We start from the raw sequence: 24,721 nt of genomic DNA on the forward strand, positions 1-24,721 counted from the left end.
GCCGCCAGTCTGAATTAAGGAGCATTCCATGTCTGCTTTTACCCCGGCAAGTGAAGTCTTGCTGCGCCACAGTGATGATTTCGAACAAAGCCGTATTCTTTTTGCCGGAGATTTGCAGGATGACCTGCCCGCGCGCTTTGAATGCGCCGCCAGCCGCGCGTATACGCAACAGTTTCACCACTGGCAGGCGTTAAGCCGCCAGATGGGCGATAACGTCCGTTTTAGCCTGGTCGCGCAAGCCAGCGATGTCGCTGACTGCGATACGCTGATCTACTACTGGCCGAAAAATAAACCCGAAGCGCAGTTCCAGTTGATGAATATTTTGTCGCTGATGCCGGTGGGCAGCGATGTTTTTGTTGTGGGTGAGAACCGCAGTGGCGTACGCAGCGCCGAACCGATGCTGGCGGACTATGCGCCGCTGAACAAAGTAGATAGCGCGCGACGTTGCGGCCTTTACCATGGTCGTCTGGAAAAGCAGCCGCAGTTTAGTCTTGAATCCTGGTGGGCCGAGTACAACATCGACGGGCTGACCATCAAAACGTTGCCGGGCGTATTCAGCCGCGACGGACTGGATGTTGGTAGCCAACTGCTGCTGTCTACGCTGACGCCGCACACCAAAGGTAAAGTGCTGGATGTCGGCTGCGGCGCTGGCGTGCTTTCCGCCGTGCTGGCCAGCCATTCGCCGAAAGTGCGCCTGACGCTGTGTGACGTCAGCGCTCCGGCGGTGGAAGCCAGCCGCGCCACGCTTGCCGCTAATGGTCTTGAAGGCGAGGTATTCGCCAGCAACGTCTTTTCGGAAGTCAAAGGACGTTTTGACATGATCATCTCCAACCCGCCGTTCCACGACGGAATGCAAACCAGCCTCGATGCGGCGCAAACGCTCATTCGCGGCGCAGTGCGCCATCTGAACAGCGGCGGAGAGTTACGCATCGTGGCGAACGCCTTTCTGCCCTATCCTAAGATTCTGGATGAGACTTTTGGCTTCCATGAAGTCATCGCGCAAACCGGGCGCTTTAAGGTTTATCGTACCGTGATGACCCGTCAGGCGAAGAAATAGTTGGCCTGATAAGCGCAGCGCCATCTGGTTGCATGTGCCGGATGGCGACGCCAGGCGTCTTATCCAACCTGCGTCTCGCGCCCATTTTTGCAGCAATCAATCTATCCCATGCAATTAACTATTGACGAATAGCTGAAAACCACTAGAATGCGCCTCCGTGGTAGTGATTCTTTTCAAGAATCGATGGTATGCGAAGGTGGCGGAATTGGTAGACGCGCTAGCTTCAGGTGTTAGTGTCCTTACGGACGTGGGGGTTCAAGTCCCCCCCCTCGCACCAATTATCTTATCCTTCCTTTGTCTCTTTATTTTCATCCCTGATTCCAGTTCATCATTGCCAACATCATGCCGCCAATAAGCGCCATACACGATGGCAGCAGTACAAAATGCCGTAATTGTTTGTGATACAACATCAGCGCAGACAGTAGCAATCCTGATACAATCAACAGCTTCAGCGCATAAGCTGACAGGCCGATAAACGCCAGTCCAACAATAATCACTCCAGGCAATAATACGCCCCATCCGCTGCCTAACGTTCGCTGCAACATGGTTTTACCTCTGGAATTGATAATGATAACCAATATCATATGATATATTTTCTCATTTGTCAGCCAGGGAGGAAGCTAAAGAGATGAGTTTTACTTAACGGTTGATGACACGTATTCAGTAAGGTGATAAATTGTCCGACTGTTAACGTAAAAACAACAACACCTCGCTTTAGGCGACCTTTTCTCATACGTTATTTTCATGTTGGCGCCCGATTCCGTGTATATCACCGATAAATAACGACAATTACCCATGACAACACCATCCTGGCGGTCGCTTCGTATTAAGAAGTATCAGTTTTCTTTACGTCTTTTCTTGTTTCTCAACGCCGTGTCGGCGCTATTTACTCTCGTTTTCCCCCTTTATCAGATCAATGTATTTTGCACGCCAATGATAGGGATAGTGGTCCTGAGCGTATTACTGTTGATATGGCATGGGAAATATGGACAAAAAAGAATTAATCTCCCCTTTACCTCCCTACTCTTTGGGGGAATATGGGCGGCGCATATTGCGCTAAAGTATCCGGCGTTAGGCCATTATGATTTCTCTTTTTTACTGATTTCCCTGCTTAGCGTTCTGTTTATCGGCTCGATAGCCTTTGCCGCGAATATCGTCGCGTTTACGCTCTATTCGCTACCGCCAGTCGCGGTCTGCCTGTGGCTGAACGGTAATGAACAAGGTTTGCGAATTCTCTATTTGCTGGCCCTGCCAATGGTGGGAATCGCTATTCAACATGTTATCCAGAAACGCTACGATAATTTTGCCCAACAGCTCATGTTTAAGCTGCTGGCCGAGCGGGAAACCCTCAATGGCCTGAGTATGCTTGATCCATTAACCGGCTTATATAACCGCCGTGGCCTGCAAAATCGGCTGGATACGTTACAGGCGCCGGGCAGCCATGAACACTACGTCCTGCTATTGGATATCGATCATTTCAAAGCGTACAACGATCACTACGGTCATATGATGGGCGATCAGGCGTTAATCCGCGTCTCAGCGGCAATTCGGGACGCCGTGCGATCGCGCGATGTCGTCTGCCGTTTTGGCGGGGAAGAATTTCTGGTGTTGCTGACCACCGCCGAACCACAGCAAGCCCGCGCTACCGCAGAACGTATCCGACAGGAAGTATACGATCTTAAAATCCCGCATATGTTTAACGAAAGCGTCGCCACCAATGTCACTGTCAGTATCGGCATTGCGCCCCTGACGGATCGCAATATCGGAGACGCTATCGAAAAAGCGGATAAAGCGCTCTACGAAGCCAAGCATCTTGGACGTAACCACATTCTGGTCAGCGACGACATGCGCGCCCTATGAATCCTGCTGGCGTAATCGTGCTACGCCAACAGCGTTAACCATAAACCGCTTGCCATCGTTTATCGCTATCGATAGGATTAGCAATCATTATCATTTAGATTAACATCATTAAACTGCGCTATGGCCTACCGTTCCGCACCGATTGCTGACGATATTATCTGGCGAGCTGCTCCCCAGCCGGAAGACGCCTCGCTGGCGGACGCAGTACGCGAGACGATCGCCTCTACCCGTGAGTACCTGTTGGACTTCATCCGGCTGGATGAAACGCCGCCGCCAACGGCGATGACTCTTGCCCAGTGGACGCACCCCGCGACGTTTCGTTCATTGCTGGCCGCCTATTCCGATCACATCTATCGACACACGCCAGGCCTGCCACGTGAAAATAAGCCGTTACTCTCCCTGTGGGCGCAATGGTATATCGGGCTGATGGTGCCGCCGCTGATGCTGGCATTACTGACGCAAGCGCGCGCTATCAATGTCTCGGCAGAACATATTCACGTTGAATTTCATGAAACCGGGCGCGCCGCGTGTTTCTGGCTTGATGTGCATCAGGATAACCTGGCAACGGAGCGTTCCCCGGAAGAACGAATGGAAACGCTGATAGTCTCCGCACTACAGCCGGTCATTCAGGCGCTGGAGGCGACTGGCGACATCAACGCGAAACTTATCTGGAGCAATACCGGTTATTTAATCAACTGGTATCTGACTGAGATGAAACCGCTGCTTGGCGAAGCCCTGCTGGCAACGCTACGCCAGCGCTGTTTTTTTGAAAAGCAGCTATCCGACGGTCAGGATAACCCGCTGTGGCGGACCGTCGTAATGCGCGACGGTCTTCTGGTACGCAGAACCTGCTGCCAACGTTACCGCTTACCTGACGTACAGCAGTGCGGCGACTGCACGCTAAAGTAAACCGCTTTACGTTGCCTTCAGTTATCGTCACGGCTTACTGCTGCTGGCCTGTCACATTATTATATTTACAGCGGCGCTCTCCGTATGCCAAATTACGTTTTGCCATTTTTGGGTCTACCGTGGCTATTGGTAAGGTCTCAGGAGAGAAGAATGAGTCTGCAATCTGTACGGCAATTTCTGGCCGATCATGCTCCCGATATTGAAATTATCGAATTAAATCAAAGTACAGCGACTGTCGAGCTGGCAGCCAAAGCGCACAATGTAGAGCCAGGGCAGATAGCTAAAACGCTCTCGCTTAAAGTAAAAGACACCATTATCCTGGTGGTCGCTAAAGGCGATGCCCGCCTGGATAATAAGAAGCTTAAAAGCACTTTCGGCGCAAAAGCCCGTATGTTGAGCAGCGATGAAGTGGTCAATGCAACCGGACATCCTGTCGGCGGCGTATGTCCCTTCGGGCTGGAGCACCCGCTGCCCGTTTATTGCGACATCTCTCTGAAGGGGTATAACGAAGTATTGCCTGCCGCGGGCGCCACGCACAGCGCGGTACGCATCACGCCGGAAAGAATGGCTGAACTGACATCGGCGACCTGGGTAGACGTGTGTCAATAACGTGCCTGCCCCCAGGATTCCCCGAACAAGCACGGCGCATCCGGCGCGGGCTATACCCGATGCTGGAGCGCGGTAGCATCTCCGGCGCGCAGATATAACAGAATATCCGCCGCATCGAGTAACCCGGCATCAGAACTCACGCCCAGCTTGGACATCACATTAAACTTATGCGCCCGGATAGTCTTAATGTTACGTTCTAACTGGACGGCAATTTGCGGCATTGAGTAGCCGTTCGACATAAAACGCAGAATCTCCCGCTCGGTTGGACTAAGCATACAATTCTGGTGAAGCTCCCAAAGATTGTCTGTACGCTCCGTTGTCCGCCGGGCGCTATTAAGCGATGTAAATAAGGCATCCTGTAAAACATCCAACGGCGACGCTTTGCTGATGACCCCATCCAGCGGCAGCGGGGATAGCGCGCTGATTAAGCGGGCTTCAGCATCATCATCGGCAATCACCAGACGTCGCATATGGGGATAATTTATCGCCAGTTCCGTCAGGCTGGATAATCCTGTCCGGCGTTCAGTTCTTAACGCAGAAAGAGAAAAAATAACGGCAGAAAACGGCGTCTTTAGCGCAGCCTTATAAAACGCGGATGGTTTTGAAAAAATATGAAGCGTATGTCGGCAATCCGGCATTGCATCAAATAGCCCTTTAATACCAATGGTGCTCATCACGCATTTTTCTACGAGCGCAACATTTCTCTTGCTGATTCTGTTTTCCATTCCATGGTTTCTCCATATACCGAAGGTAGGTTCAATTCTCTGGCTCCCTGAGAACTGTTTATCCATGCATACATCTCTGCATTACTGTGTATTGATAAGCGTCGCATGGCGCTATTTTTTTGGGCGCTAATTGTTTTATTACTTTTTTTAAGTAACGCCGCAATTTGGTTAATGCCCCACCCTTTTCCTAAAAGGCGTAATACTTTTCGTTCAGACAGCGTAAGGACAATCGGCCTGTCGCGGGACTCCTGAATTTCAGACGGTACCTGAGGCGATAATAACGTTTTGCTTATTCTTTCTGAGCGAGCGTTTCCCGCACGGATAACGCTAATAAGATTCTCAATTGGCTCTTCGTCTGAAAGCAAGGTGCTGACGGGGCCCATCAGGAGATCAACCGCATGTGGATAGCTGGATTTAGGAACCAGGAATACCCAATGTATGTCGCGATATTGCGAGAGTAAGCTATAAAAATATTCGCAGATAGCACGGGGAGAGGCATTGTTAACTGCTAAATCAGCAATAACTAAATTACTTCGGCGTAGTTGTAACAGCGTTAGCTCTTCTATCGTACGGCAATACGCCAGTTTATAATCGGGGAAATTACCTGTTATAGCCCCTTTAAGGCCTTCCTGTATAAGGGGGGTTTTACTGATAATAAGTCCATTTTTGCAGCATCCTGGCAGCATAATTCCTCCGCACCCACGCCGCCCCTTTTCATTGTCCCATTAATAAAAATACTATTAACAATGAGCGCAAAGAAAATATAAGCCGAGTGGATTAATTATCCTTGTTTTATTTTTAAAAATATAACATTGATTGCGCTACAATCCACATAGCACAAAAACATGAAATCACTATCGCATAGTTACTCATAAAACCAGAAGCAAGACAATTAAATTAACTAAATTTGCACATTAGTAATTCTAACGAAACTCATTATATTAATAAATTTAAAATATGAGTTCATCCTTCATTCATATTGCTGAATCCTAAATTAAAAGCCCAACAATACTGACGGCCTCCCATAAAATCCATGTAATATCTGCAAATTACACTATGTCATGCCTACTTTTACGCCTGCTGCTCACGCCATTGTTGTTAAACGATTAATGCATAAAATTGATAAAATTCACCACATCATTGATTCAAAAATAAACGGCCAGGCTGGCATAATGTCTCTATTCTGGAAACGGACATACGAGAACCGTCGCCCATAAGGATATCCTGCCTGTGACGAAGCGCACGTCTCAGGAAACTTATGCGTTGCGTCTGGCGGTTGACGTTTTTATCAACAAGAAATTGATCTTAACCAACGCCATCATGCCTGCGCTTCGTGTTAAAAAGAAAGCCTCTGTCATAGTGGCGGCGCATAGAATGTCTTTTCGGACAGGACGAGTCATGCAAGAAGAGCAATCAATTCAACGAGCAGTAACACGGTTATGTATTCAATGCGGGCTGTTTTTATTGCAGCACGGGGCGGAAAGCGCACTGGTTGATGAGCTTTCCACCCGCCTCGGTTTGGCGCTCGGTATGGATAGCGTCGAAAGCGCGATCTCCTCTAACGCCATTGTCCTGACGACCATTAAAGACGGACAATGTCTGACATCGACACGTAAAAACCAGGATCGCGGCATTAATATGCACGTCGTCACGGAGGTTCAGCATATCGTTATCCTCGCGGAACATCGTCTGCTGGATTACAAAGGCGTGGAAAAACGCTTTAGCCAGCTCCGCCCGCTGCGTTATCCGCGCTGGCTGGTGGCGTTTATGGTCGGTCTCTCCTGCTCCTGCTTTTGTAAGCTGAATAATGGCGGCTGGGATGGCGCGGTTATCACCTTTTTCGCCAGTATGATAGCCATGTATATTCGCCAGATGCTGGCGCAGCGGCATTTACATCCGCAGATCAATTTTTGCATTACCGCCTTTGTCGCTACCACGATTTCCGGACTGATGCTCACCCTTCCCGCCTTTAGCCAGACGCCCACTATCGCCATGGCGGCGAGCGTACTGCTACTGGTGCCGGGCTTTCCGCTGATTAATTCCGTCGCAGATATGTTTAAAGGACATATTAATACCGGGCTGGCGCGCTGGGCTATCGCCAGCCTGTTGACACTGGCCACCTGTGTGGGCGTAGTGATGTCAATGACAGTATGGGGGCTACGAGGATGGGTATAATCGACTTTTTACTGGCGCTAATGCAGGACATGATCTTGTCTGCGATCCCCGCCGTCGGGTTTGCGATGGTCTTTAATGTTCCCCACCGGGCACTTCCGTGGTGCGCGCTACTGGGGGCGCTGGGTCATGGCTCGCGTATGCTGATGATGAGCGCTGGCTTTAATATCGAATGGTCGACGTTTATGGCTTCGCTGCTGGTCGGCAGTATTGGTATTCAGTGGTCACGCTGGTATCTCGCTCACCCTAAAGTGTTTACCGTCGCGGCCGTGATCCCGATGTTTCCGGGGATTTCCGCCTATACCGCGATGATTTCCGCAGTAAAAATTAGCCATCTGGGCTATAGCGAACCGATGATGATTACGCTGCTAACTAATTTTCTGAAAGCCTCTTCCATTGTTGGCGCGCTCTCAATTGGCCTCTCTGTACCGGGATTATGGCTGTACCGCAAACGCCCCCGCGTGTGATCGGTGGAACGCCTCCTGCTGTTCTTACAGGTCTGTGTGGTACTATAAAAACAGTCGCCCTTCTCGGTTGTTGTTCCATATTGAGAAACATTATGTCTTCCAGAATTTTAACGTCGGACGTCATCGGTATTGACGCCCTTTTACACGATCATCATGCTGTGCTGGCGAAGTCAACGGGCGGCGCAGTGGCGGTATTCGCTAATAATGCGCCTGCCTTTTATGCCGTGACGCCTGCACGCATGGCTGAACTGCTGGCGCTTGAAGAAAAGTTATCACGTCCGGGAAGCGATGTGGCGTTAGACGCGCAATTTTACGAAGAACCCGAAGCCGCCCCCGTTGCGATTCCCTGCGGAAAATTCGCCATGTATCCCGCCTGGCAACCGGATGCGGATTTTCAGCGTCAGGCTGCCCTTTGGGGCGTGGCGCTTCGGGAGCCGGTCACCGCAGAAGAGCTGGCGGCGTTTATCGCCTACTGGCAGGCGGAAGGCAAGGTTTTTCACCATATCCAGTGGCAGCAAAAGCTGGCGCGCAGCGTGCAAATCAGCCGTTCCAGCAATGGCGGAATGCCGCAGCGCGACATCAATAGCGTCAGCGAACCTGACAATCATATTCCACCAGGTTTTAGGGGGTAACGATGAAAAATGTTGGCGACCTGATGCAGCGTCTACAAAAAATGATGCCTGCGCATATTACACCGGCGTTTAAAACGGGCGAAGAACTGCTGGCGTGGCAGAAAGAGCAAGGCGAGATCCGGGCGGCGGCGCTGGCGCGGGAAAATCGGGCGATGAAAATGCAGCGCACCTTTAACCGTTCCGGCATTCGACCGCTGCATCAAAACTGTTCGTTTGATAACTATCGGGTTGAGTGCGACGGACAAATGAACGCGTTAAGCAAAGCCCGACAGTACGTTGATGAATTTGACGGCAATATCGCCAGCTTTGTCTTTTCCGGCAAGCCGGGAACCGGTAAAAACCATCTCGCCGCGGCTATTTGTAACGAGCTGCTGCTGCGCGGAAAGTCGGTACTGATTATCACCGTAGCGGATATTATGTCAGCGATGAAAGACACGTTCAGCAATCGGGAAACCAGCGAAGAGCAGTTGCTTAACGATCTGAGTAACGTTGATCTGTTGGTGATCGACGAGATCGGCGTGCAGACCGAATCCCGCTATGAAAAAGTGATCATCAATCAAATTGTCGATCGTCGTTCCTCGTCAAAACGTCCCACCGGCATGTTGACGAACAGCAATATGGAAGAGATGACGAAAATGCTTGGCGAACGCGTCATGGACCGTATGCGTCTCGGCAACAGTTTATGGGTTAATTTTACCTGGGACAGTTACCGCAGCCGGGTGACAGGTAAAGAGTATTAAATTGCAACGTGCTCCAGGGTGATACTACGCCTGGCAGGCATAACACAGGTGATTACCATGAATACAGCGAAACATGTTCTGTGCTGCGCGGCAGTCGCCTGCGTACTGATTTCCACCAGCGGTATCGCCGCCTCCTGGCAGGATTCGCTTTCCAGCGCCGCCAGTCAGTTAAGCGCTCAGGGCGCGAACTCACAGCAGGGCGGGATGTCGCTTTCGGCGCTAACCGGTCTGCTCAGCAACGGCGCCCAGTCGCTCAGCGCCGATAATATGAATAATGCCGCCGGTATTTTGCAGTACTGCGCCAAACAGAAGCTGGCGTCCGCTACCAACGTGGAAAACGTTAAAAATCAGATTCTGAACAAGTTGGGGTTGGATACTACACAGCAGGAGCAGGACACTAACTACCTGAACGGCCTGCAAGGGTTGCTCAAGACGAAGGACGGCCAGCAGTTGAACCTCAATAATATCGGCAGTACGCCGCTGGCGGAAAAGGTGAAAACCAAAGCTTGCGATCTGGTGTTGCAGCAAGGGCTGAATTTCCTTTCCTGACTGCGTTTTTCTGACCATGCGCCACGCTGGGACGTCCTGATAAAAGCCGTGTTTTGGCCCTTTACCCGCCAGCACGGCATTAACCCGACTTTTCCTTTCGTCTTTTCCTGTTATTAACCGCTATGTCAGGAAGTGATGCCGATCAAAAAAACAACTTTCTAAACTCATTCTAAATAATAGCGCCGTGTAAAGTCATTAGAATTGCAGCAATGTGACATCGCTATTACATTGTTAGAAATTTTTTCCTGCCAGCGATAAGCCTGGTTTATTGAGGATCGTCAGTTGTCCGAGTTGCTCTCTGTCGCTCTGTTTCTCGCCTCTGTGCTGATATATGCCTGGAAGGCGGGCCGTAACACCTGGTGGTTTGCCGCCACTCTCACGGTGCTGGGACTTTTTGTCATTCTGAATATTACCCTGTATGCCAGCGACTATTTTACCGGCGACGGGATCAACGACGCAGTGCTTTATACGCTGACGAATAGTCTGACGGGAGCGGGAGTCGGCAAATATATTCTGCCGGGAATCGGCATTGCCCTGGCGTTAGTGACGGTATTCGGCGCGCTGGGATGGGTACTACGCCGCCGCCGTCACCATCCGCATCATGTCGGTTACAGCCTGCTGGCGTTACTGCTGGCGTTGGGTTCGGTCGACGCCAGTCCGGCGTTTCGCCAGATTACCGAACTGGTAAAATCACAAATGCGCGATGGCGATCCGGATTTTGCCGTTTATTATAAAGAACCAGCAAAAACCATTCCTAATCCGAAGCTCAATCTGGTCTATATCTACGGCGAGAGCCTGGAACGGACCTATTTTGATAATGACGCGTTCCCCAATCTCACACCAGAGTTGGGCGCGCTGAAAAATGAGGGGCTGGATTTCAGCCATACCATGCAACTGCCGGGAACGGATTACACCATCGCCGGGATGGTGGCTTCCCAGTGTGGTATTCCGCTGTTTGCGCCGTTTGAGGGCAATGCCTCAGCGTCGGTGTCCAGCTTCTTTCCGCAGAATATCTGCCTCGGCGATATTCTGAAAAACTCCGGCTACCAGAACTATTTCGTGCAGGGCGCTAACCTGCGTTTTGCCGGGAAAGACGTGTTCCTGAAATCACACGGATTTGATCATCTGTACGGCGCTGAAGAGCTGAAAACGGTGGTGGCAGACCCGTCTTATCGTAACGACTGGGGCTTCTACGACGATACGGTGCTTGATGAGGCATGGAAGAAATTTGAAGCGCTTTCCCGCTCAGGCCAGCGTTTTTCGCTGTTTACGCTGACCGTAGATACTCACCACCCGGACGGGTTTATCTCACGCACCTGCAACCGCAAACGCTACGATTACGACGGCAAGCCCAACCAGTCCTTTAGCGCCGTAAGTTGCAGCCAGGAAAACATCGCCGAGTTTATCAACAAAATCAAAGCGTCACCGTGGTTTAAAGATACCGTTATCGTCGTCTCTTCCGACCATCTGGCGATGAACAATACCGCCTGGAAATACCTGAATAAGCAAGATCGCAACAATCTGTTTTTCATTCTGCGCGGCGATAAACCGCAGCAGGAGACGCTGGCGGTCAAACGCAACACGATGGACAACGGCGCAACGGTGCTGGATATTCTCGGCGGCGATAATTTTATCGGTCTGGGACGTAGCAGCCTTTCCGGGCAGTCGCTGTCGGAAGTGTTCCTGAATGTAAAAGAGAAAGTGCTGGCGATGAAGCCGGATATTATTCGCCTGTGGAATTTTCCAAAAGAGATAAAAGCGTTCACTATCGATCGGGACAAAAACATGATCGCTTTTTCCGGCAGCCACTTCCGCTTACCGCTGCTGTTGCGGGTATCGGATAAGCGCGTCGAGCCGTTACCGGAAAGTGAATACTCCGCTCCGCTGCGGTTCCAGTTGGCCGACTTCGCCCCGCGCGATAATTTCGTTTGGGTCGATCGCTGCTACAAAATGGCGCAGCTATGGGCGCCGGCGCTGGCGCTCTCCACCGACTGGTGCGTCTCGCAGGGGCAGCTTGGCGGGCAGCAAACCGTACAGCATGTCGATAAAGCGCAGTGGCAGGGTAAGACTGCGTTTAAAGACACGATGATCGATATGGAGCGCTACAAAGGCAACGTCGATACCTTAAAGATTGTCGATAATGATATTCGTTATAAAGCCGATAGCTTTATCTTTAATGTCGCGGGCGCGCCGGAGGAGGTGAAGCAGTTTAGCGGCATTTCCCGGCCGGAGTCCTGGGGGCGCTGGTCAAATGCGCAGTTGGGCGATGAGGTTAAAATCGAATATAAAGCGCCGCTGCCGAAAAAGTTTGATCTGGTGATCACCGCCAAAGCCTTCGGCGACAACGCGAATCGGCCGATTCCGGTACGCGTAGGCAACGAAGAACAGACGCTGGTACTGGGTCACGATGTGTCCACTATCACGCTGCATTTCAACAACCCGACGGACGCGAATACCTTAGTCATTGCGCCGCCCGCTCCCGTCTCCACCAACGAAGGTAATATTTTGGGCCATTCGCCGCGCAAATTGGGGATTGGCATGGTGGAGATCAAAGTGGTGAATGTTGAGAGTTAAAAGAGAATGTCATATATGCCGGGTGGCGGCTGCGCCTTACCCGGCCTACACATCATCTTTATCAATAAACTGGCGCACAGGCCTGATAAGCGCTACGCCATCAGGCAAAAGTGTGAATATCTCATCCGGCCTACGATCATCTGTAGGCCGACTGTTCACCACTACGCCCTTAAAACGTTTCCCAATTATCGCTGCCGTCGGCCACAGCGGCCTTTGGTGACGACACGGCTGCCGGGGTTTTTACCGCTGCCACTTCACGCGCACGCTGCTGTTGCTGGTGAATACGGAACACCGCGACGGCCTGGGTCAGACGGCTGGCTTGCTCTTCCAGCGCCGCAGCCGCAGCGGCGGACTCTTCCACCAGCGAGGCGTTCTGCTGCGTTACGCGATCCATCTCCGCTACCGCCAGGCCCACCTGGTCGATACCGCGGCTTTGCTCGTCAGACGCCGAGGCAATCTCGCCCATAATGTCGGTCACGCGGGTCACTGCATTGACGATCTCATCCATGGTTTCACCGGCGCTTTCGACCAACGTCGAACCTACATCAACACGACTCACGGAATCCTCAATCAGACTCTTGATCTCTCGTGCCGCCTGCGCGCTACGCTGGGCCAGATTACGGACTTCACCGGCTACCACCGCGAACCCGCGTCCCTGCTCGCCTGCGCGCGCCGCTTCTACCGCCGCATTCAGCGCCAGAATATTGGTCTGGAAAGCAATACCGTCGATTACGCTGATAATATCGGCGATTTTCTGCGAACTGGAGGCGATATCGCGCATTGTTTGTACGACGTTATCCACCACTTTGCCGCCTTTTTGCGCTGTTTCAGAGGCGCTCAATGCCAGGTGACTGGCCTGACGGGCGTTTTCGGCGTTCTGTTTCACGGTGGCGGTCAGTTGTTCCATACTGGCGGCGGTCTCTTCCAGAGACGCTGCCTGCTGCTCAGTACGGGAAGAGAGATCGTTGTTGCCCATCGCAATCTCGCTGGCACCGCTGTAAATGGCGTTAGCGCCATTGCGCACATCGCCCACGGTACGCACCAGTTCGCTCTGCATATGACGTAAGTTGTCCGCCAGTTGCCCCATTTCGTTAGAGCCTTCCACATCAATACGTTTCACCAGATCGCCGCTGGCGATATGGCGAATACTTTCAATCAGACGATTCATCGGGGCGATAAGCGACAGTTTGATGCCGAACCAGACGGCGATAATGACCACCAGAACGGCAATCAGCACACTGACCAGTACCCACATCGCCTGGTTGTAGGAACTGTTGTTATCCTCAACAGCAATATCGTACAGACGATCGTTTTGCTGCATATAGGCCATGTACTGCTTCTCAAAAGCGTCCTGATAGCTTTGAGTCGGTTGATCAAAAAACTCGTTAATCTTACCCGCGCCAAGAAGCTGAATAAGCTCCGCCAACGCGCCGTGGTAGATATCATAGGTTCGTTTGATCTCAAGGAAAGCCGCCTCGCTCTGACGTGGATCGCGCGGTAACGACTCATACTGCGCCCAGTTTTTTTCGGTGAGCTTCAGCGTATTGGCCGCCCCCTGCATCAGTTCAGCGACGGTTGCGCCACTGCCAATATTGCTCTGGTCCATCATCCAGCGGATACCCGCGCGATTCAGGGTATTACGCGTTTGCAACAGCTCCACCCAGGTTGCATTCAGGGCAGACTGCTGCTGACGAATGGTTTGCAATACGGTGAAGTTTTCTTTGTCATTCTTTAGCGAGTTGAAGAACAGCCCGCCGGATGTCAGTTGTAAAAGGCCAAATAGCGCCAATACCAGCAGTAAGCTGGTAACAATTTTAATTCGCTTTAACATGTTTTCTCTTTCCGCTAGACAGATACAGAATTTTCGGCCTGGAAAGGGAAAACTTTATGGGATTCGCGCCATTAATATCACGATTAGCTCAGTGAAGTCGTTATGACGCCTCGCGCAACAAGGATCGTCCCATTTTATATCGTGATCTCAATCACATAAAATAGCCCACGCCCTCCTCCGCGAAACCGCTTACCGGTACGTCCGACCGCTTAAACCGCCATACAACCACTCACTGATTTACCGAACTTTACGCGCGCGATGATCTGGCAAGATCCTCTCAGCATAGCAGTCAATCTACCTCCTCAAACACGAACTCAATGTCCACCCAGCTTCGGCTGATAATTAAACTTACAACCAGGTTTTACTATGGATACGAAAAAGATATTCAAGCACATACCCTGGGTGATTCTCGGAATCATCGGTGCTTTCTGCCTCTCGGTCGTTGCCCTACGTCGGGGTGAACACGTGAGCGCCCTGTGGATCGTGGTCGCTTCCGTTTCCGTCTATCTGGTGGCTTACCGCTACTACAGCCTGTACATCGCCCAGAAGGTCATGAAACTCGACCCGACGCGCGCGACGCCGGCGGTCATCAATAACGACGGCCTGAACTACGTGCCGACTAACCGCTACGTGCTGTTTGGTCACCACTTCGCCGCCATCGCCGGCGCAGGCCCGCTGGTCGGGCCGGTGTTGGCCGCGCAGATGGGCTATCTGCCGGGGACACTGTGGTTGCTGGCGGGCGTGGTGCTCGCGGGCGCAGTGCAGGACTTTATGGTGCTGTTTATCTCTTCCCGCCGTAACGGCGCCTCTCTTGGCGAGATGATCAAAGAAGAGATGGGTACCGTTCCAGGCACCATCGCGCTGTTCGGCTGCTTCTTAATTATGATCATCATCCTCGCGGTGCTGGCATTAATCGTGGTTAAAGCGCTGGCCGAAAGCCCGTGGGGCGTCTTTACCGTCTGCTCCACGGTGCCGATTGCGCTGTTTATGGGCATCTACATGCGCTTTATCCGTCCGGGACGCGTAGGCGAAGTCTCCGTTATTGGTATCGTGCTGCTGGTGGCGTCTATTTATTTCGGCGGCGTGATTGCCCACGACCCGTACTGGGGCCCGGCGCTGACCTTTAAAGACACCACCATTACCTTCGCGCTGATCGGCTACGCCTTTGTTTCCGCGCTGCTGCCGGTATGGCTGATCCTTGCCCCGCGCGACTATCTCGCTACCTTCCTGAAAATCGGCGTGATCGTCGGTCTGGCGCTGGGGATTGTGATCCTCAACCCGGAACTGAAAATGCCGGCGTTGACGCAGTATGTCGACGGTACTGGCCCGCTGTGGAAAGGCGCTCTGTTCCCGTTCCTGTTCATCACCATCGCCTGTGGCGCCGTCTCTGGCTTCCACGCGCTCATCTCTTCCGGTACCACGCCGAAACTGCTGGCCTGTGAGACCGATGCGCGTTTTATCGGCTACGGCGCGATGCTGATGGAGTCCTTTGTTGCGGTGATGGCGCTGGTGGCGGCCTCGATCATTGAACCGGGTCTCTACTTCGCGATGAACACCCCGCCGGCGGGTCTGGGCATTACCATGCCAAACCTGCACGAGATGGGCGGCGAGAACGCGCCGCTGATTATGGCGCAGTTGAAAGACGTTACCGCACATGTAGCGGCGACCGTCAGCTCCTGGGGCTTTGTGATTTCCCCGGAACAAATCCTGCAAACTGCGAAAGATATCGGTGAACCATCAGTATTGAACCGCGCAGGCGGCGCGCCAACGCTGGCAGTAGGTATCGCGCATGTGTTCCACAAAGTCCTGCCGATGGCGGATATGGGCTTCTGGTATCACTTCGGTATTCTGTTCGAAGCGCTGTTTATCCTGACCGCACTGGATGCGGGTACCCGTTCCGGCCGCTTTATGTTGCAGGATTTGCTGGGTAACTTCGTCCCGTTCCTGAAAAAAACCGATTCTCTGGTCGCGGGTATCATCGGTACCGCAGGCTGCGTCGGTTTGTGGGGCTATCTGCTGTATCAGGGCGTGGTCGACCCACTGGGCGGCGTGAAGAGCCTGTGGCCGCTGTTCGGTATCTCTAACCAGATGCTGGCCGCCGTGGCGCTGGTGTTGAGCACCGTGGTACTGATCAAAATGCAGCGCACCAAATACATCTGGGTGACGGTGATCCCGGCGGTATGGCTGCTGATCTGCACCACCTGGGCGCTGGGCCTGAAACTGTTCAGCGCCAACCCACAGATGGAAGGTTTCTTCTACATGGCAAACCTGTATAAAGAGAAGATTGCCAACGGCACCAACCTGACCGCGCAGCAGATTGCCAACATGAACCATATCGTGGTGAACAACTACACTAACGCTGGTTTGAGTATTCTGTTCCTGGTGGTGGTGTACAGTATTATCTTCTACGGTTTCACCACCTGGATGAAGGTACGCAACAGCGATAAACGTACCGATAAAGAAACCCCGTATGTGCCCGTGCCGGAAGGCGGCGTGAAGATCTCTTCACACCACTAAAACTGATGCCGGGTAGCGCGCAGCGATCCCGGCTAGTGTAGGCCGGATAAGGCGCAAGCCGCCATCCGGCTTTATTCATTAACAGGACGGCAGAATGTTTGATACTTTAGGTCAGGCAAAAAAATATCTCGGCCAGGCGGCAAAAATGTTGATTGGTATTCCGGACTACGACAACTATGTCGAGCACATGAAAACTAATCATCCCGACAAGCCGTACATGACCTATGAAGAGTTCTTCCGCGAACGTCAGCAAGCACGTTACGGCGGCGATGGCAAAGGCGGTATGCGCTGTTGTTAATGGAGAGACTATGACCCCGATTGCAGTTACCCTACTTACCGGTTTTCTTGGTGCCGGCAAAACCACCCTACTACGCCATATCCTCAACGAACAACATGGTTTTAAAATCGCCGTTATCGAAAACGAATTTGGCGAAGTCTCCGTCGACGACCAACTGATTGGCGATCGCGCCACCCAGATAAAAACCCTGACTAACGGCTGCATCTGCTGTACCCGCTCCAACGAGCTGGAAGATGCGCTATTAGACCTGCTCGACAGCCGCGACCGCGGCGATATTGCTTTCGACCGTCTGGTGATTGAATGCACCGGCATGGCTGACCCCGGCCCAATTATTCAGACCTTTTTCTCCCATGACGTATTATGCGAACGCTACCTGTTAGACGGCGTGATTGCGCTGGTCGACGCGGTACACGCCGATGAACAGATGAATCAGTTCACCATCGCCCAGTCGCAGATAGGCTACGCCGACCGTATCCTGCTGACCAAAACCGACGTGGCAGGCGACAGCGAGAAACTGCGCGAGCGGCTGGCGCGTATCAACGCCCGCGCCCCGGTTTATACCGTGGTACACGGCGATATTGACCTGAGTCAGTTGTTTAATACCAGCGGCTTTATGCTGGAAGAGAACGTGCTGGCAAGCCAACCGCGTTTCCACTTTATTGCCGATAAACAGAACGATGTGTCGTCAATTGTGGTGGAACTGGATTACCCGGTGGATATCAGCGAGGTTTCGCGGGTGATGGAAAACCTGCTGCTGGAATCAGCGGATAAACTGCTGCGTTACAAAGGGATGCTGTGGATCGACGGCGAACCCAACCGCCTGCTGTTCCAGGGCGTGCAGCGTCTCTACAGCGCCGACTGGGACAGACCGTGGGGCGACGAAACGCCGCACAGCACGCTGGTGTTTATCGGGATCCAGTTGCCGGAAGACGAGATCAGAGCGGCGTTTGCGGGGTTAAGGAAGTAACCATTAAGCGCTTATCTGGCCTGGCGGAATTTGTAGGCCGGATAAGGCGCAGCCGCCATCAGGCATCTTCTGGCTATTTCTTATTTTGCTCTCGCAGCATCGCTTCGCGCAGAATGGCATTGAGCCGCGTCTGGTAGCCTTTTCCTGGCCGTTTCAGCCACTCCATCACATCGGCGTCAATACGCACAGAGGCCTGAGTTTTTAACGGGCGAAAAAACTTACCACGCACTGCTTCAGACCACTGCCCATCCTCCGAAGCGGGAATGTCGCTGTAATCAATCTCATCATCTGATTTTTTCACCAGCGCCTTCAGTTCAGCCTCATGCTGAGCACTCAGCGCGGATGCGTTGCCGCGTTTATGTTTAACCATGCTCATAACGATTCCTCTCTTTTCTGTCTGCCTTGCGGGCGCTGATGATACGGATAACTTCAAAACCACTTTCGAACCGAACGCTATGAGCAACCAGAATGACCACAATGCCATGAACAAGGCCGAGGGTCTGCCAACGATATTCTCCATTCTCATAACGCTCCTGACGTGACAGGTGTCGGGGATCGTCAAACACCAGTACCGCATCCTCAAAGCGGACACCGTGCTTCCTCAGGTTGCTTTTAGCCTTGTTCGCATTCCATTCAAACTCCATCGGCATGTGTTTTCCCTAATTGTATACACAAAAATGTATATACAATTATCTTACGATTATATCTGGATTGTTGGAAATAGCTTCACAATTTGCGTATTCGAGATAAAAGAAAATTGACCAGAAGAGTAGGCCGCAGAAGGCGCAGCCGCTATCCGGCATGGGTTTAGGCTGATACGCAGCCATAAAAGTCATGTGATTTCTGGGCGAGAGGAAACACGGATGCCCACAACATGCTCCATCACCATTACCCGCAATCAGGTTCCAGCGTTACCACTACTCAAAGTAATCCATATCGAGCTTTGGCAACTTGAGTAAACGTGAGGATACGCCAATATCATTATCAATCATCAGGTGTACCAGCCTGTCGCCATCTACCAGCACCAGACCTTCGACTTTGTTAGCATAGTCTCTGGCATGTGCCGTAAAGCCTGAGGTGGTAATAAAGACGCCACGTTTCACTTTTTGCTCAGGCAATGCACCATAAAAGCCTCTGACTTCAGCGCTCCCAACGGTGCCTTTCCAGCGCTTGGCCTGAACGTAGACTTTTTCCAGCCCGAGCTTATCGAGAGAGATAATACCGTCAATGCCGCCATCGCCGGTTCCCCCTACGCGCTGCAAATCACCGCGATGACCGCCATATCCCAGGCGGTGCAACACATCTAACACAATCACTTCAAAACGCGCCGGCGAAACCTGAAGCAGGTTCTCCAGCAATTCTTCGGCAACAGATTCACGAATCTCATTGAGCGCTTGCTCCAGGCGATCGTCCGGGCTGCTGCGGGCAAGTTCACCTTCCTCAATCGATTCTGGCTGTGGATCTAACGCCACCGCATCCGCCGACTTACTGAGCTTTACGCCGTTGAAATCACAAGCAAAATGACTCACTTCCTGCTCGGTCATCGACTGCGGATGCGAGGCAACCCAGCTTATTCCCGCGGGTGTTAAACACCATTTCCCCCGGGATAGGCTCTGCGATAACCCGGCACGTTTAAGGCGATCGTGCGCCCAGCCGGTGCGGTTCTGGTACGTCAGTTGTCCACTGGTAATCACCTCTGCACGCTGCTGCTCATCTAACCCAAGCATTTCGGCTGCAGCTTCACGCACTTCTCTGACCAAAGCGCCCTCGGGTCGAGTGGCCAGAAAACGCAACACTGGTTCAATAAATTTGTCATATGTTGGAACAGCCATAAATCCATCCCTGCTATTGATATAGATTAGATACCCCGCCGGAGAACGATACTCTTCAGGAAAACATTAGGAAAGAAGCAGTTACTCTCTGATTGTTCGTTGATCACACACAATATGAAGTCTACCATGGGTCTGTTATTTTCCCTTTACAGCACAGGGTAATAACGTCTTCCCGCTCAGGAACCGGATAGATAAAAATGAACAAATCTAACTTCGACTTTCTCAAAGGCGTTAACGACTTCATTTATGCCATTGCCTGCGCGGCGGAAAATAACTACCCCGACGACCCCAACACCACCCTCATTAAAATGCGCATGTTTGGCGAAGCCACCGCCAAACATCTCGGCCAGTTGCTGGATATACCCGCCTGCGAAAACCAGCATGACCTGCTGCGCGAACTGGGCAAGATTGCGTTTATTGATGACAGCATCCTTTCTGTTTTCCATAAGCTGCGCCGTATCGGTAACCTGGCCGTCCACGAATTTCATAACGATCTGGACGATGCCCAGATGTGCCTGCGGCTCGGGTTCCGCCTCAGCGTCTGGTACTACCGGCTGGTGACCAAAGATTACGATTTCCCGGTACCGATGTTTGTTCTGCCAGAACATGGCGAGAATCTTTATCACCAGGAAGTGCTGACGCTGAAACAACAGCTGGAACGTCAGGCGCAGGAGAAAGTGCAAAGCCAGGCCGAGCTGGAAGCTCAGCAGCAAAGGCTGGTTGCGCTCAACGGCTACATTGCCATCCTTGAGGGCAAACAGCAGGAAACCGAAGCTCAGACCAAAGCGCGTCTGGCTGCGCTGGAGGCACAGCTTGCGGCAAAAGATGCCGAACTGGCGAAGCAAACCGAACAGGAACGTAAGGCCTATCATAAAGAGATCACCGATCAGGCGATCAAACGCACGCTGAATCTCAGCGAAGAAGAGAGCCGCTTCCTGATTGACGCCCAGCTTCGTAAAGCGGGCTGGCAGGCCGACAGTAAAACGCTGCGCTTTGCCAAAGGCGCTCGCCCGGAACCCGGCATCAACAAAGCGATTGCCGAGTGGCCGACGGGCACAGATGAAACGGGTAAAACAGGCTTTGCCGATTACGTGCTATTCGTTGGCCTCAAGCCCATCGCCGTCGTTGAAGCGAAACGCAAAAATACCGATGTATCCAGCAAGCTCAACGAATCTTACCGCTACAGCAAATACTTCGATAACGCCTTCTTGCGCGACACGCTGCTGGAGCACTACGCTCCCGACGACGTACATGAAGCCGTGCCGGAGTATGAAATCAGCTGGCAGGACACCAGCGGTCAACAGCGCTTTAAAATCCCTTTTTGCTACTCCACCAACGGGCGCGAATACCGCGCGGCGATGAAGACCAAAAGCGGTATCTGGTATCGCGACGTCCGCCACACCACCAACATGTCGAAAGCGCTGCCGGAATGGCATCGCCCGGAAGAGCTGCTGGATATGCTGGGCAGCGATCCGCAGAAACAAAACCAGTGGTTTGCTGAAAACCCCGGAATGAGCGAGCTGGGCCTGCGCTATTACCAGGAAGATGCCGTCCGCGCGGTGGAAAAGGCGATCGTTAACGGTCAGCAGCACATCCTGCTGGCAATGGCGACCGGTACCGGTAAAACCCGTACCGCCATCGCCCTGATGTTCCGCCTGATCCAGTCGCAGCGTTTCAAGCGCGTGCTGTTCCTGGTCGACCGTCGCTCGCTCGGCGAGCAGGCGCTGGGGTCGTTCGAAGATACGCGCATTAACGGCGACACCTTTAACAGCATTTTTGATATCAAAGGGTTGACCGACAAATTCCCGGAAGATAGCACTAAAATCCACGTCGCCACGGTGCAGTCGCTGGTCAAGCGCACGCTGCAATCCGATGAACCGATGCCGGTTGGCCGCTACGACTGTATCGTCGTTGATGAAGCACATCGCGGCTACATTCTCGATAAAGAGCAGACCGAAGGCGAGCTGCAGTTCCGCAGCCAACTGGATTACGTTTCCGCCTACCGTCGCATTCTCGACCATTTCGACGCGGTAAAAATCGCCCTGACCGCCACGCCAGCGTTGCACACGGTCGATATTTTCGGCGAGCCGGTTTACCGCTACACCTACCGTACGGCGGTGATCGACGGCTACCTGATCGACCAGGATCCGCCGATTCAGATCGTCACCCGCAACGCGCAAGATGGGGTTTACCTTTCCGAAGGCGAACAGGTGGAACGCCTGAACCCGCAGGGCGTGCTGATCAACGACACGCTGGCCGACGATCAGGATTTTGAGGTCGCCGATTTTAACCGTGGCCTGGTGATCCCAGCGTTTAACCGCGCGGTATGCGGCGAGCTCACCAACTACCTGGATCCCACCGGGCAGCAAAAAACGCTGGTGTTCTGCGTCACCAACGCCCATGCCGACATGGTGGTTGAAGAGCTGCGCACCGCGTTTAAGAAAAAGTACCCGCAGTTGGAACACGACGCGATCATCAAGATCACCGGTGATGCCGATAAAGACGCGAAGAAAGTGCAAAGCATGATCGTCCGCTTCAACAAAGAGCGGCTGCCTAATATCGTGGTCACCGTCGATCTGTTGACCACCGGCGTGGATATCCCGTCTATCTGTAATATTGTGTTCCTGCGCAAAGTCAAAAGCCGCATTCTCTACGAGCAGATGAAGGGGCGTGCCACGCGTCTGTGTCCGTCAGTAGGGAAAACCAGCTTTAAGATTTTCGACTGCGTGGATATCTACAGCTCGCTGGAAAGCGTCGACACCATGCGCCCGGTGGTTGTGCGTCCGCAGGTTGAGTTGCAAACGCTGGTCAATGAAATTACCGACTCAGAAACCTACAAAACCATCGAAGCGGATGGCCGCAGCTTCGCCGAACACAGTCATGAGCAGTTAGTCGCCAAGCTGCAGCGGATTATCGGCCTCGCTACCTATAATCGTGACCGCAGCGAAGCGGTGGATAAGCAGGTCCGCCGTCTGGACGAACTGTGTCTGGATGCGGCAGGCGTCAACTTTGGCGGTCTGGCCTCGCGCCTGCGGGAAAAAGGGCCGCACTGGAGCGCCGAGATTTTCAATAAGCTTCCCGGCTTTATCGCCCGCCTCGAAAAGCTGAAAACCGATATCAACGCCCTGCGCGATGCCCCCATTTTCCTTGATATTGACGATGAGGTGGTGAGCGTCAAATCGCTATACGGCGATTACGACACGCCGCAGGATTTCCTCGAAGCGTTTGATGCGCTGGTGCAGCACGCTCCGAACGCCCAGCCCGCGCTGCAGGCGGTGATCAATCGCCCGCGCGACCTCACCCGTAAAGGGCTGGTGGAATTGCAGGAGTGGTTTGACCGCCAGCATTTTGAAGAGTCCTCCCTGCGCAGCGCGTGGAAGGCGACGCGCAATCAGGATATCGCCGCCCGCCTGATCGGCCATATCCGCCGCGCGGCGGTGGGCGATGCGCTCAAACCGTTTGACGAGCGTGTCGATCACGCGCTGGCGCGTATCAAGGCCGAGAACGACTGGAGCGACGAGCAGATAAACTGGCTCGACCGTTTAGCGCAGGCGCTGAAAGAGAAAGTGGTGCTCGACGACGACGTCTTCAAAACCGGCAATTTCCACCGTCGAGGCGGTAAGCCAATGTTACAGCGCACCTTTGATGACAACCTCGACAGCGTGCTGGATAAGTTCAGCGATTACATCTGGGACGAACTGGCTTAAGAGGGTATCATCCCCGTTTTCGCCGGATGGCGGCGATGCCTTATCCGGCCTACACCTAACCCTGTAGGCCTGATAAGCGAAGCGCCATCAGGCATCTGAAACGCTCAATCACTTTTGCGACCCACAATGGTGGTCGCCATGTCAAATAGGATCTTCAATGAACAATAACGATCTGGTCGCCAAGCTGTGGAAACTGTGCGACAACCTGCGTGACGGCGGCGTCTCCTATCAAAACTACGTCAATGAACTCGCCTCGCTGCTGTTTTTGAAAATGTGCAAAGAGACCGGCCAGGAAGCGGACTACCTGCCGGAAGGCTACCGCTGGGATGACCTGAAATCGCGCATTGGCCAGGATCAGATGCAGTTCTACCGCAACCTGCTGGTTCAGTTAGGCTCTGATGAGAAAAAGCTGGTGCAGGCGGTCTTCCATAATGTCAGCACCACCATTGAGCAACCCAAACAGCTGACTGAGCTGGTCAGCTATATGGATGCGCTGGACTGGTACAATGGCAACCACGGGAAGTCCCGCGACGACTTCGGCGATATGTACGAAGGGCTGCTGCAAAAGAACGCCAACGAAACCAAATCCGGCGCGGGTCAGTATTTCACCCCGCGTCCGCTGATCAAAACCATTATCCATCTGCTGAAGCCGCAGCCGCGTGAAGTGGTGCAAGACCCAGCTGCAGGTACGGCGGGCTTTTTGATTGAAGCCGACCGTTACGTGAAATCACAGACTAACGATCTGGATGACCTTGATGGTGACACCCAGGATTTCCAGATCCACCGCGCGTTTATCGGCCTCGAACTGGTGCCCGGCACCCGTCGTCTGGCGCTGATGAACTGTCTGCTGCACGATATTGAAGGCAACCTCGACCACGGTGGCGCCATCCGTCTGGGCAACACGCTGGGCAGCGACGGCGAGAATTTACCGCAGGCCGATATCGTCGCCACCAACCCGCCGTTTGGCAGCGCCGCGGGCACCAACATTACCCGCACCTTCGTGCACCCGACCAGCAACAAACAGCTGTGCTTTATGCAGCATATTATTGAAACTCTGCGCCCCGGCGGTCGTGCGGCGGTGGTGGTGCCGGATAACGTCCTGTTTGAAGGCGGCAAGGGTACCGATATTCGTCGCGACCTGATGGACAAATGCCATCTGCACACCATCCTGCGTCTGCCAACCGGCATCTTTTACGCTCAGGGCGTCAAAACCAACGTGCTGTTCTTTACCAAAGGCACGGTCGCCAATCCGCACCAGGATAAAAACTGCACCGA

At 52.9% G+C, this 24,721-nt stretch carries 22 protein-coding genes and 1 tRNA gene; 16 read left to right on the forward strand and 7 right to left on the reverse strand.

The annotated features are described in order from the left end of the window. The first annotated feature begins 28 nt into the window (after positions 1–28). Positions 29–1,057 (forward strand): 16S rRNA (guanine(1207)-N(2))-methyltransferase RsmC, encoded by a 1,029-nt coding sequence (gene rsmC / locus ACLD4K_RS07515; protein WP_411011629.1) that lies wholly within the window; start codon positions 29–31, stop codon positions 1,055–1,057. A 190-nt stretch (positions 1,058–1,247) separates the two neighbouring features. Beyond that, a tRNA-Leu gene (locus tag ACLD4K_RS07520) sits at positions 1,248–1,334 on the forward strand. 31 nt (positions 1,335–1,365) lie between these two features. Here the strand turns inward: ACLD4K_RS07520 and ACLD4K_RS07525 are convergent. After that, the gene (locus ACLD4K_RS07525) at positions 1,366–1,602 is read right to left on the reverse strand and encodes a DUF1435 domain-containing protein (RefSeq protein WP_000941879.1); all 237 of its coding nucleotides are present in this window, start codon (positions 1,600–1,602) and stop codon (positions 1,366–1,368) included. A gap of 250 nt (positions 1,603–1,852) precedes the next feature. Here ACLD4K_RS07525 and ACLD4K_RS07530 point away from each other — a divergent pair, with 250 nt between their 5' ends. The 3 genes from ACLD4K_RS07530 (at position 1,853) to ACLD4K_RS07540 (ending at position 4,435) form a co-directional block, all read left to right on the forward strand. Beyond that, complete coding sequence (locus ACLD4K_RS07530) at positions 1,853–2,917, forward strand: GGDEF domain-containing protein (RefSeq protein WP_115286409.1); 1,065 nt, start codon at positions 1,853–1,855, stop codon at positions 2,915–2,917. A gap of 120 nt (positions 2,918–3,037) precedes the next feature. Then, the gene (gene fhuF, locus ACLD4K_RS07535; RefSeq protein WP_058111877.1) at positions 3,038–3,826 is read left to right on the forward strand and encodes a siderophore-iron reductase FhuF; all 789 of its coding nucleotides are present in this window, start codon (positions 3,038–3,040) and stop codon (positions 3,824–3,826) included. A gap of 150 nt (positions 3,827–3,976) precedes the next feature. Beyond that, positions 3,977–4,435 carry a YbaK/EbsC family protein gene (locus ACLD4K_RS07540; protein ID WP_000058271.1) on the forward strand — a complete coding sequence of 153 codons (459 nt, stop codon included), beginning with the start codon at positions 3,977–3,979 and terminating at the stop codon, positions 4,433–4,435. Between the two features lie 50 nt (positions 4,436–4,485). Here ACLD4K_RS07540 and bglJ read toward each other — a convergent pair whose 3' ends face one another. After that, positions 4,486–5,160, reverse strand: a complete 675-nt coding sequence (gene bglJ / locus ACLD4K_RS07545) for a DNA-binding transcriptional activator BglJ (RefSeq protein ID WP_000431546.1) — start codon at positions 5,158–5,160, stop codon at positions 4,486–4,488. Continuing rightward, the gene (locus tag ACLD4K_RS07550) at positions 5,121–5,846 is read right to left on the reverse strand and encodes a helix-turn-helix transcriptional regulator (protein WP_076936325.1); all 726 of its coding nucleotides are present in this window, start codon (positions 5,844–5,846) and stop codon (positions 5,121–5,123) included. Before ACLD4K_RS07550 ends, bglJ begins: the two co-directional genes overlap by 40 nt. A 712-nt stretch (positions 5,847–6,558) precedes the next feature. Between ACLD4K_RS07550 and ACLD4K_RS07555 the strand changes: the two genes are divergently transcribed. The 6 genes from ACLD4K_RS07555 (at position 6,559) to opgB (ending at position 12,294) form a co-directional block, all read left to right on the forward strand. Continuing rightward, on the forward strand, positions 6,559–7,335 hold the full coding sequence (locus ACLD4K_RS07555) for a threonine/serine exporter ThrE family protein (RefSeq protein ID WP_001674846.1): 777 nt from the start codon (positions 6,559–6,561) through the stop codon (positions 7,333–7,335). Further along, entirely contained in the window at positions 7,326–7,799 is a 474-nt protein-coding gene (locus ACLD4K_RS07560; RefSeq protein ID WP_000511329.1) for a threonine/serine exporter, read from the forward strand. Before ACLD4K_RS07555 ends, ACLD4K_RS07560 begins: the two co-directional genes overlap by 10 nt. Before the next feature lie 92 nt (positions 7,800–7,891). Then, a complete protein-coding gene (gene dnaT, locus ACLD4K_RS07565; protein WP_000098573.1) occupies positions 7,892–8,431 on the forward strand; it encodes a primosomal protein DnaT in 540 nt (179 codons plus the stop codon). Between the two features lie 2 nt (positions 8,432–8,433). Further along, positions 8,434–9,171 carry a DNA replication protein DnaC gene (gene dnaC, locus ACLD4K_RS07570; RefSeq protein ID WP_000799924.1) on the forward strand — a complete coding sequence of 246 codons (738 nt, stop codon included), beginning with the start codon at positions 8,434–8,436 and terminating at the stop codon, positions 9,169–9,171. A 57-nt stretch (positions 9,172–9,228) separates the two neighbouring features. Then, positions 9,229–9,720: a DUF2501 domain-containing protein gene (locus tag ACLD4K_RS07575; protein ID WP_001090317.1), complete on the forward strand. Its 492-nt coding sequence runs from the start codon at positions 9,229–9,231 to the stop codon at positions 9,718–9,720. A gap of 282 nt (positions 9,721–10,002) precedes the next feature. Then, positions 10,003–12,294: a phosphatidylglycerol--membrane-oligosaccharide glycerophosphotransferase gene (gene opgB / locus ACLD4K_RS07580; protein WP_076936320.1), complete on the forward strand. Its 2,292-nt coding sequence runs from the start codon at positions 10,003–10,005 to the stop codon at positions 12,292–12,294. A gap of 169 nt (positions 12,295–12,463) precedes the next feature. Here the strand turns inward: opgB and tsr are convergent, their stop codons facing one another. Then, positions 12,464–14,125 carry a methyl-accepting chemotaxis protein gene (gene tsr, locus ACLD4K_RS07585; RefSeq protein ID WP_411011630.1) on the reverse strand — a complete coding sequence of 554 codons (1,662 nt, stop codon included), beginning with the start codon at positions 14,123–14,125 and terminating at the stop codon, positions 12,464–12,466. Between the two features lie 366 nt (positions 14,126–14,491). Here tsr and btsT point away from each other — a divergent pair, with 366 nt between their 5' ends. The 3 genes from btsT (at position 14,492) to yjiA (ending at position 17,907) form a co-directional block, all read left to right on the forward strand. Further along, positions 14,492–16,642 carry a pyruvate/proton symporter BtsT gene (gene btsT, locus ACLD4K_RS07590; protein WP_411011631.1) on the forward strand — a complete coding sequence of 717 codons (2,151 nt, stop codon included), beginning with the start codon at positions 14,492–14,494 and terminating at the stop codon, positions 16,640–16,642. Positions 16,643–16,736: 94 nt separating this feature from the next. Beyond that, entirely contained in the window at positions 16,737–16,940 is a 204-nt protein-coding gene (locus ACLD4K_RS07595; RefSeq protein WP_000460616.1) for a YbdD/YjiX family protein, read from the forward strand. A gap of 10 nt (positions 16,941–16,950) precedes the next feature. After that, the gene (gene yjiA / locus ACLD4K_RS07600) at positions 16,951–17,907 is read left to right on the forward strand and encodes a GTPase (protein ID WP_411011632.1); all 957 of its coding nucleotides are present in this window, start codon (positions 16,951–16,953) and stop codon (positions 17,905–17,907) included. Between the two features lie 73 nt (positions 17,908–17,980). Here yjiA and ACLD4K_RS07605 read toward each other — a convergent pair whose 3' ends face one another. The 3 genes from ACLD4K_RS07605 to ACLD4K_RS07615 all read right to left on the reverse strand — a co-directional run bounded on the left by ACLD4K_RS07605 (position 17,981) and on the right by ACLD4K_RS07615 (position 19,739). Continuing rightward, on the reverse strand, positions 17,981–18,283 hold the full coding sequence (locus ACLD4K_RS07605; protein ID WP_000063143.1) for a BrnA antitoxin family protein: 303 nt from the start codon (positions 18,281–18,283) through the stop codon (positions 17,981–17,983). After that, a complete protein-coding gene (locus ACLD4K_RS07610) occupies positions 18,270–18,557 on the reverse strand; it encodes a BrnT family toxin (protein ID WP_183059840.1) in 288 nt (95 codons plus the stop codon). The genes ACLD4K_RS07605 and ACLD4K_RS07610 overlap by 14 nt, the downstream gene beginning before the upstream one ends. Before the next feature lie 267 nt (positions 18,558–18,824). Further along, positions 18,825–19,739 (reverse strand): restriction endonuclease, encoded by a 915-nt coding sequence (locus ACLD4K_RS07615; protein ID WP_183059841.1) that lies wholly within the window; start codon positions 19,737–19,739, stop codon positions 18,825–18,827. A gap of 197 nt (positions 19,740–19,936) precedes the next feature. Here ACLD4K_RS07615 and hsdR point away from each other — a divergent pair, with 197 nt between their 5' ends. Together hsdR and ACLD4K_RS07625 are read left to right on the forward strand one after the other, a co-directional pair. Further along, positions 19,937–23,446: a type I restriction-modification system endonuclease gene (gene hsdR / locus ACLD4K_RS07620; protein ID WP_411011633.1), complete on the forward strand. Its 3,510-nt coding sequence runs from the start codon at positions 19,937–19,939 to the stop codon at positions 23,444–23,446. Positions 23,447–23,603: 157 nt separating this feature from the next. Further along, positions 23,604–24,721 (forward strand): N-6 DNA methylase (locus tag ACLD4K_RS07625; protein ID WP_411011634.1); only part of this gene is annotated, 1,118 nt, incomplete at its 3' end.

This window comes from Salmonella sp. 741265055_HSA, assembly GCF_046569525.1.
Classification (GTDB): domain Bacteria; phylum Pseudomonadota; class Gammaproteobacteria; order Enterobacterales; family Enterobacteriaceae; genus Salmonella; species Salmonella enterica.

Coding starts and splice junctions, on each gene's coding strand:
- rsmC (WP_411011629.1), top strand. CDS start 29: ATGTCTGCTTTTACCCCGGCAAGTGAAGTCTTGCTGCGCCACAGTGAT.
- ACLD4K_RS07575 (WP_001090317.1), top strand. CDS start 9,229: ATGAATACAGCGAAACATGTTCTGTGCTGCGCGGCAGTCGCCTGCGTA.
- ACLD4K_RS07555 (WP_001674846.1), top strand. CDS start 6,559: ATGCAAGAAGAGCAATCAATTCAACGAGCAGTAACACGGTTATGTATT.
- yjiA (WP_411011632.1), top strand. CDS start 16,951: ATGACCCCGATTGCAGTTACCCTACTTACCGGTTTTCTTGGTGCCGGC.
- ACLD4K_RS07595 (WP_000460616.1), top strand. CDS start 16,737: ATGTTTGATACTTTAGGTCAGGCAAAAAAATATCTCGGCCAGGCGGCA.
- btsT (WP_411011631.1), top strand. CDS start 14,492: ATGGATACGAAAAAGATATTCAAGCACATACCCTGGGTGATTCTCGGA.
- ACLD4K_RS07530 (WP_115286409.1), top strand. CDS start 1,853: ATGACAACACCATCCTGGCGGTCGCTTCGTATTAAGAAGTATCAGTTT.
- ACLD4K_RS07615 (WP_183059841.1), bottom strand. CDS start 19,739: ATGGCTGTTCCAACATATGACAAATTTATTGAACCAGTGTTGCGTTTT.
- hsdR (WP_411011633.1), top strand. CDS start 19,937: ATGAACAAATCTAACTTCGACTTTCTCAAAGGCGTTAACGACTTCATT.
- dnaC (WP_000799924.1), top strand. CDS start 8,434: ATGAAAAATGTTGGCGACCTGATGCAGCGTCTACAAAAAATGATGCCT.
- ACLD4K_RS07610 (WP_183059840.1), bottom strand. CDS start 18,557: ATGCCGATGGAGTTTGAATGGAATGCGAACAAGGCTAAAAGCAACCTG.
- bglJ (WP_000431546.1), bottom strand. CDS start 5,160: ATGGAAAACAGAATCAGCAAGAGAAATGTTGCGCTCGTAGAAAAATGC.
- dnaT (WP_000098573.1), top strand. CDS start 7,892: ATGTCTTCCAGAATTTTAACGTCGGACGTCATCGGTATTGACGCCCTT.
- tsr (WP_411011630.1), bottom strand. CDS start 14,125: ATGTTAAAGCGAATTAAAATTGTTACCAGCTTACTGCTGGTATTGGCG.
- fhuF (WP_058111877.1), top strand. CDS start 3,038: ATGGCCTACCGTTCCGCACCGATTGCTGACGATATTATCTGGCGAGCT.
- ACLD4K_RS07560 (WP_000511329.1), top strand. CDS start 7,326: ATGGGTATAATCGACTTTTTACTGGCGCTAATGCAGGACATGATCTTG.
- ACLD4K_RS07540 (WP_000058271.1), top strand. CDS start 3,977: ATGAGTCTGCAATCTGTACGGCAATTTCTGGCCGATCATGCTCCCGAT.
- ACLD4K_RS07525 (WP_000941879.1), bottom strand. CDS start 1,602: ATGTTGCAGCGAACGTTAGGCAGCGGATGGGGCGTATTATTGCCTGGA.
- ACLD4K_RS07550 (WP_076936325.1), bottom strand. CDS start 5,846: ATGCTGCCAGGATGCTGCAAAAATGGACTTATTATCAGTAAAACCCCC.
- ACLD4K_RS07605 (WP_000063143.1), bottom strand. CDS start 18,283: ATGAGCATGGTTAAACATAAACGCGGCAACGCATCCGCGCTGAGTGCT.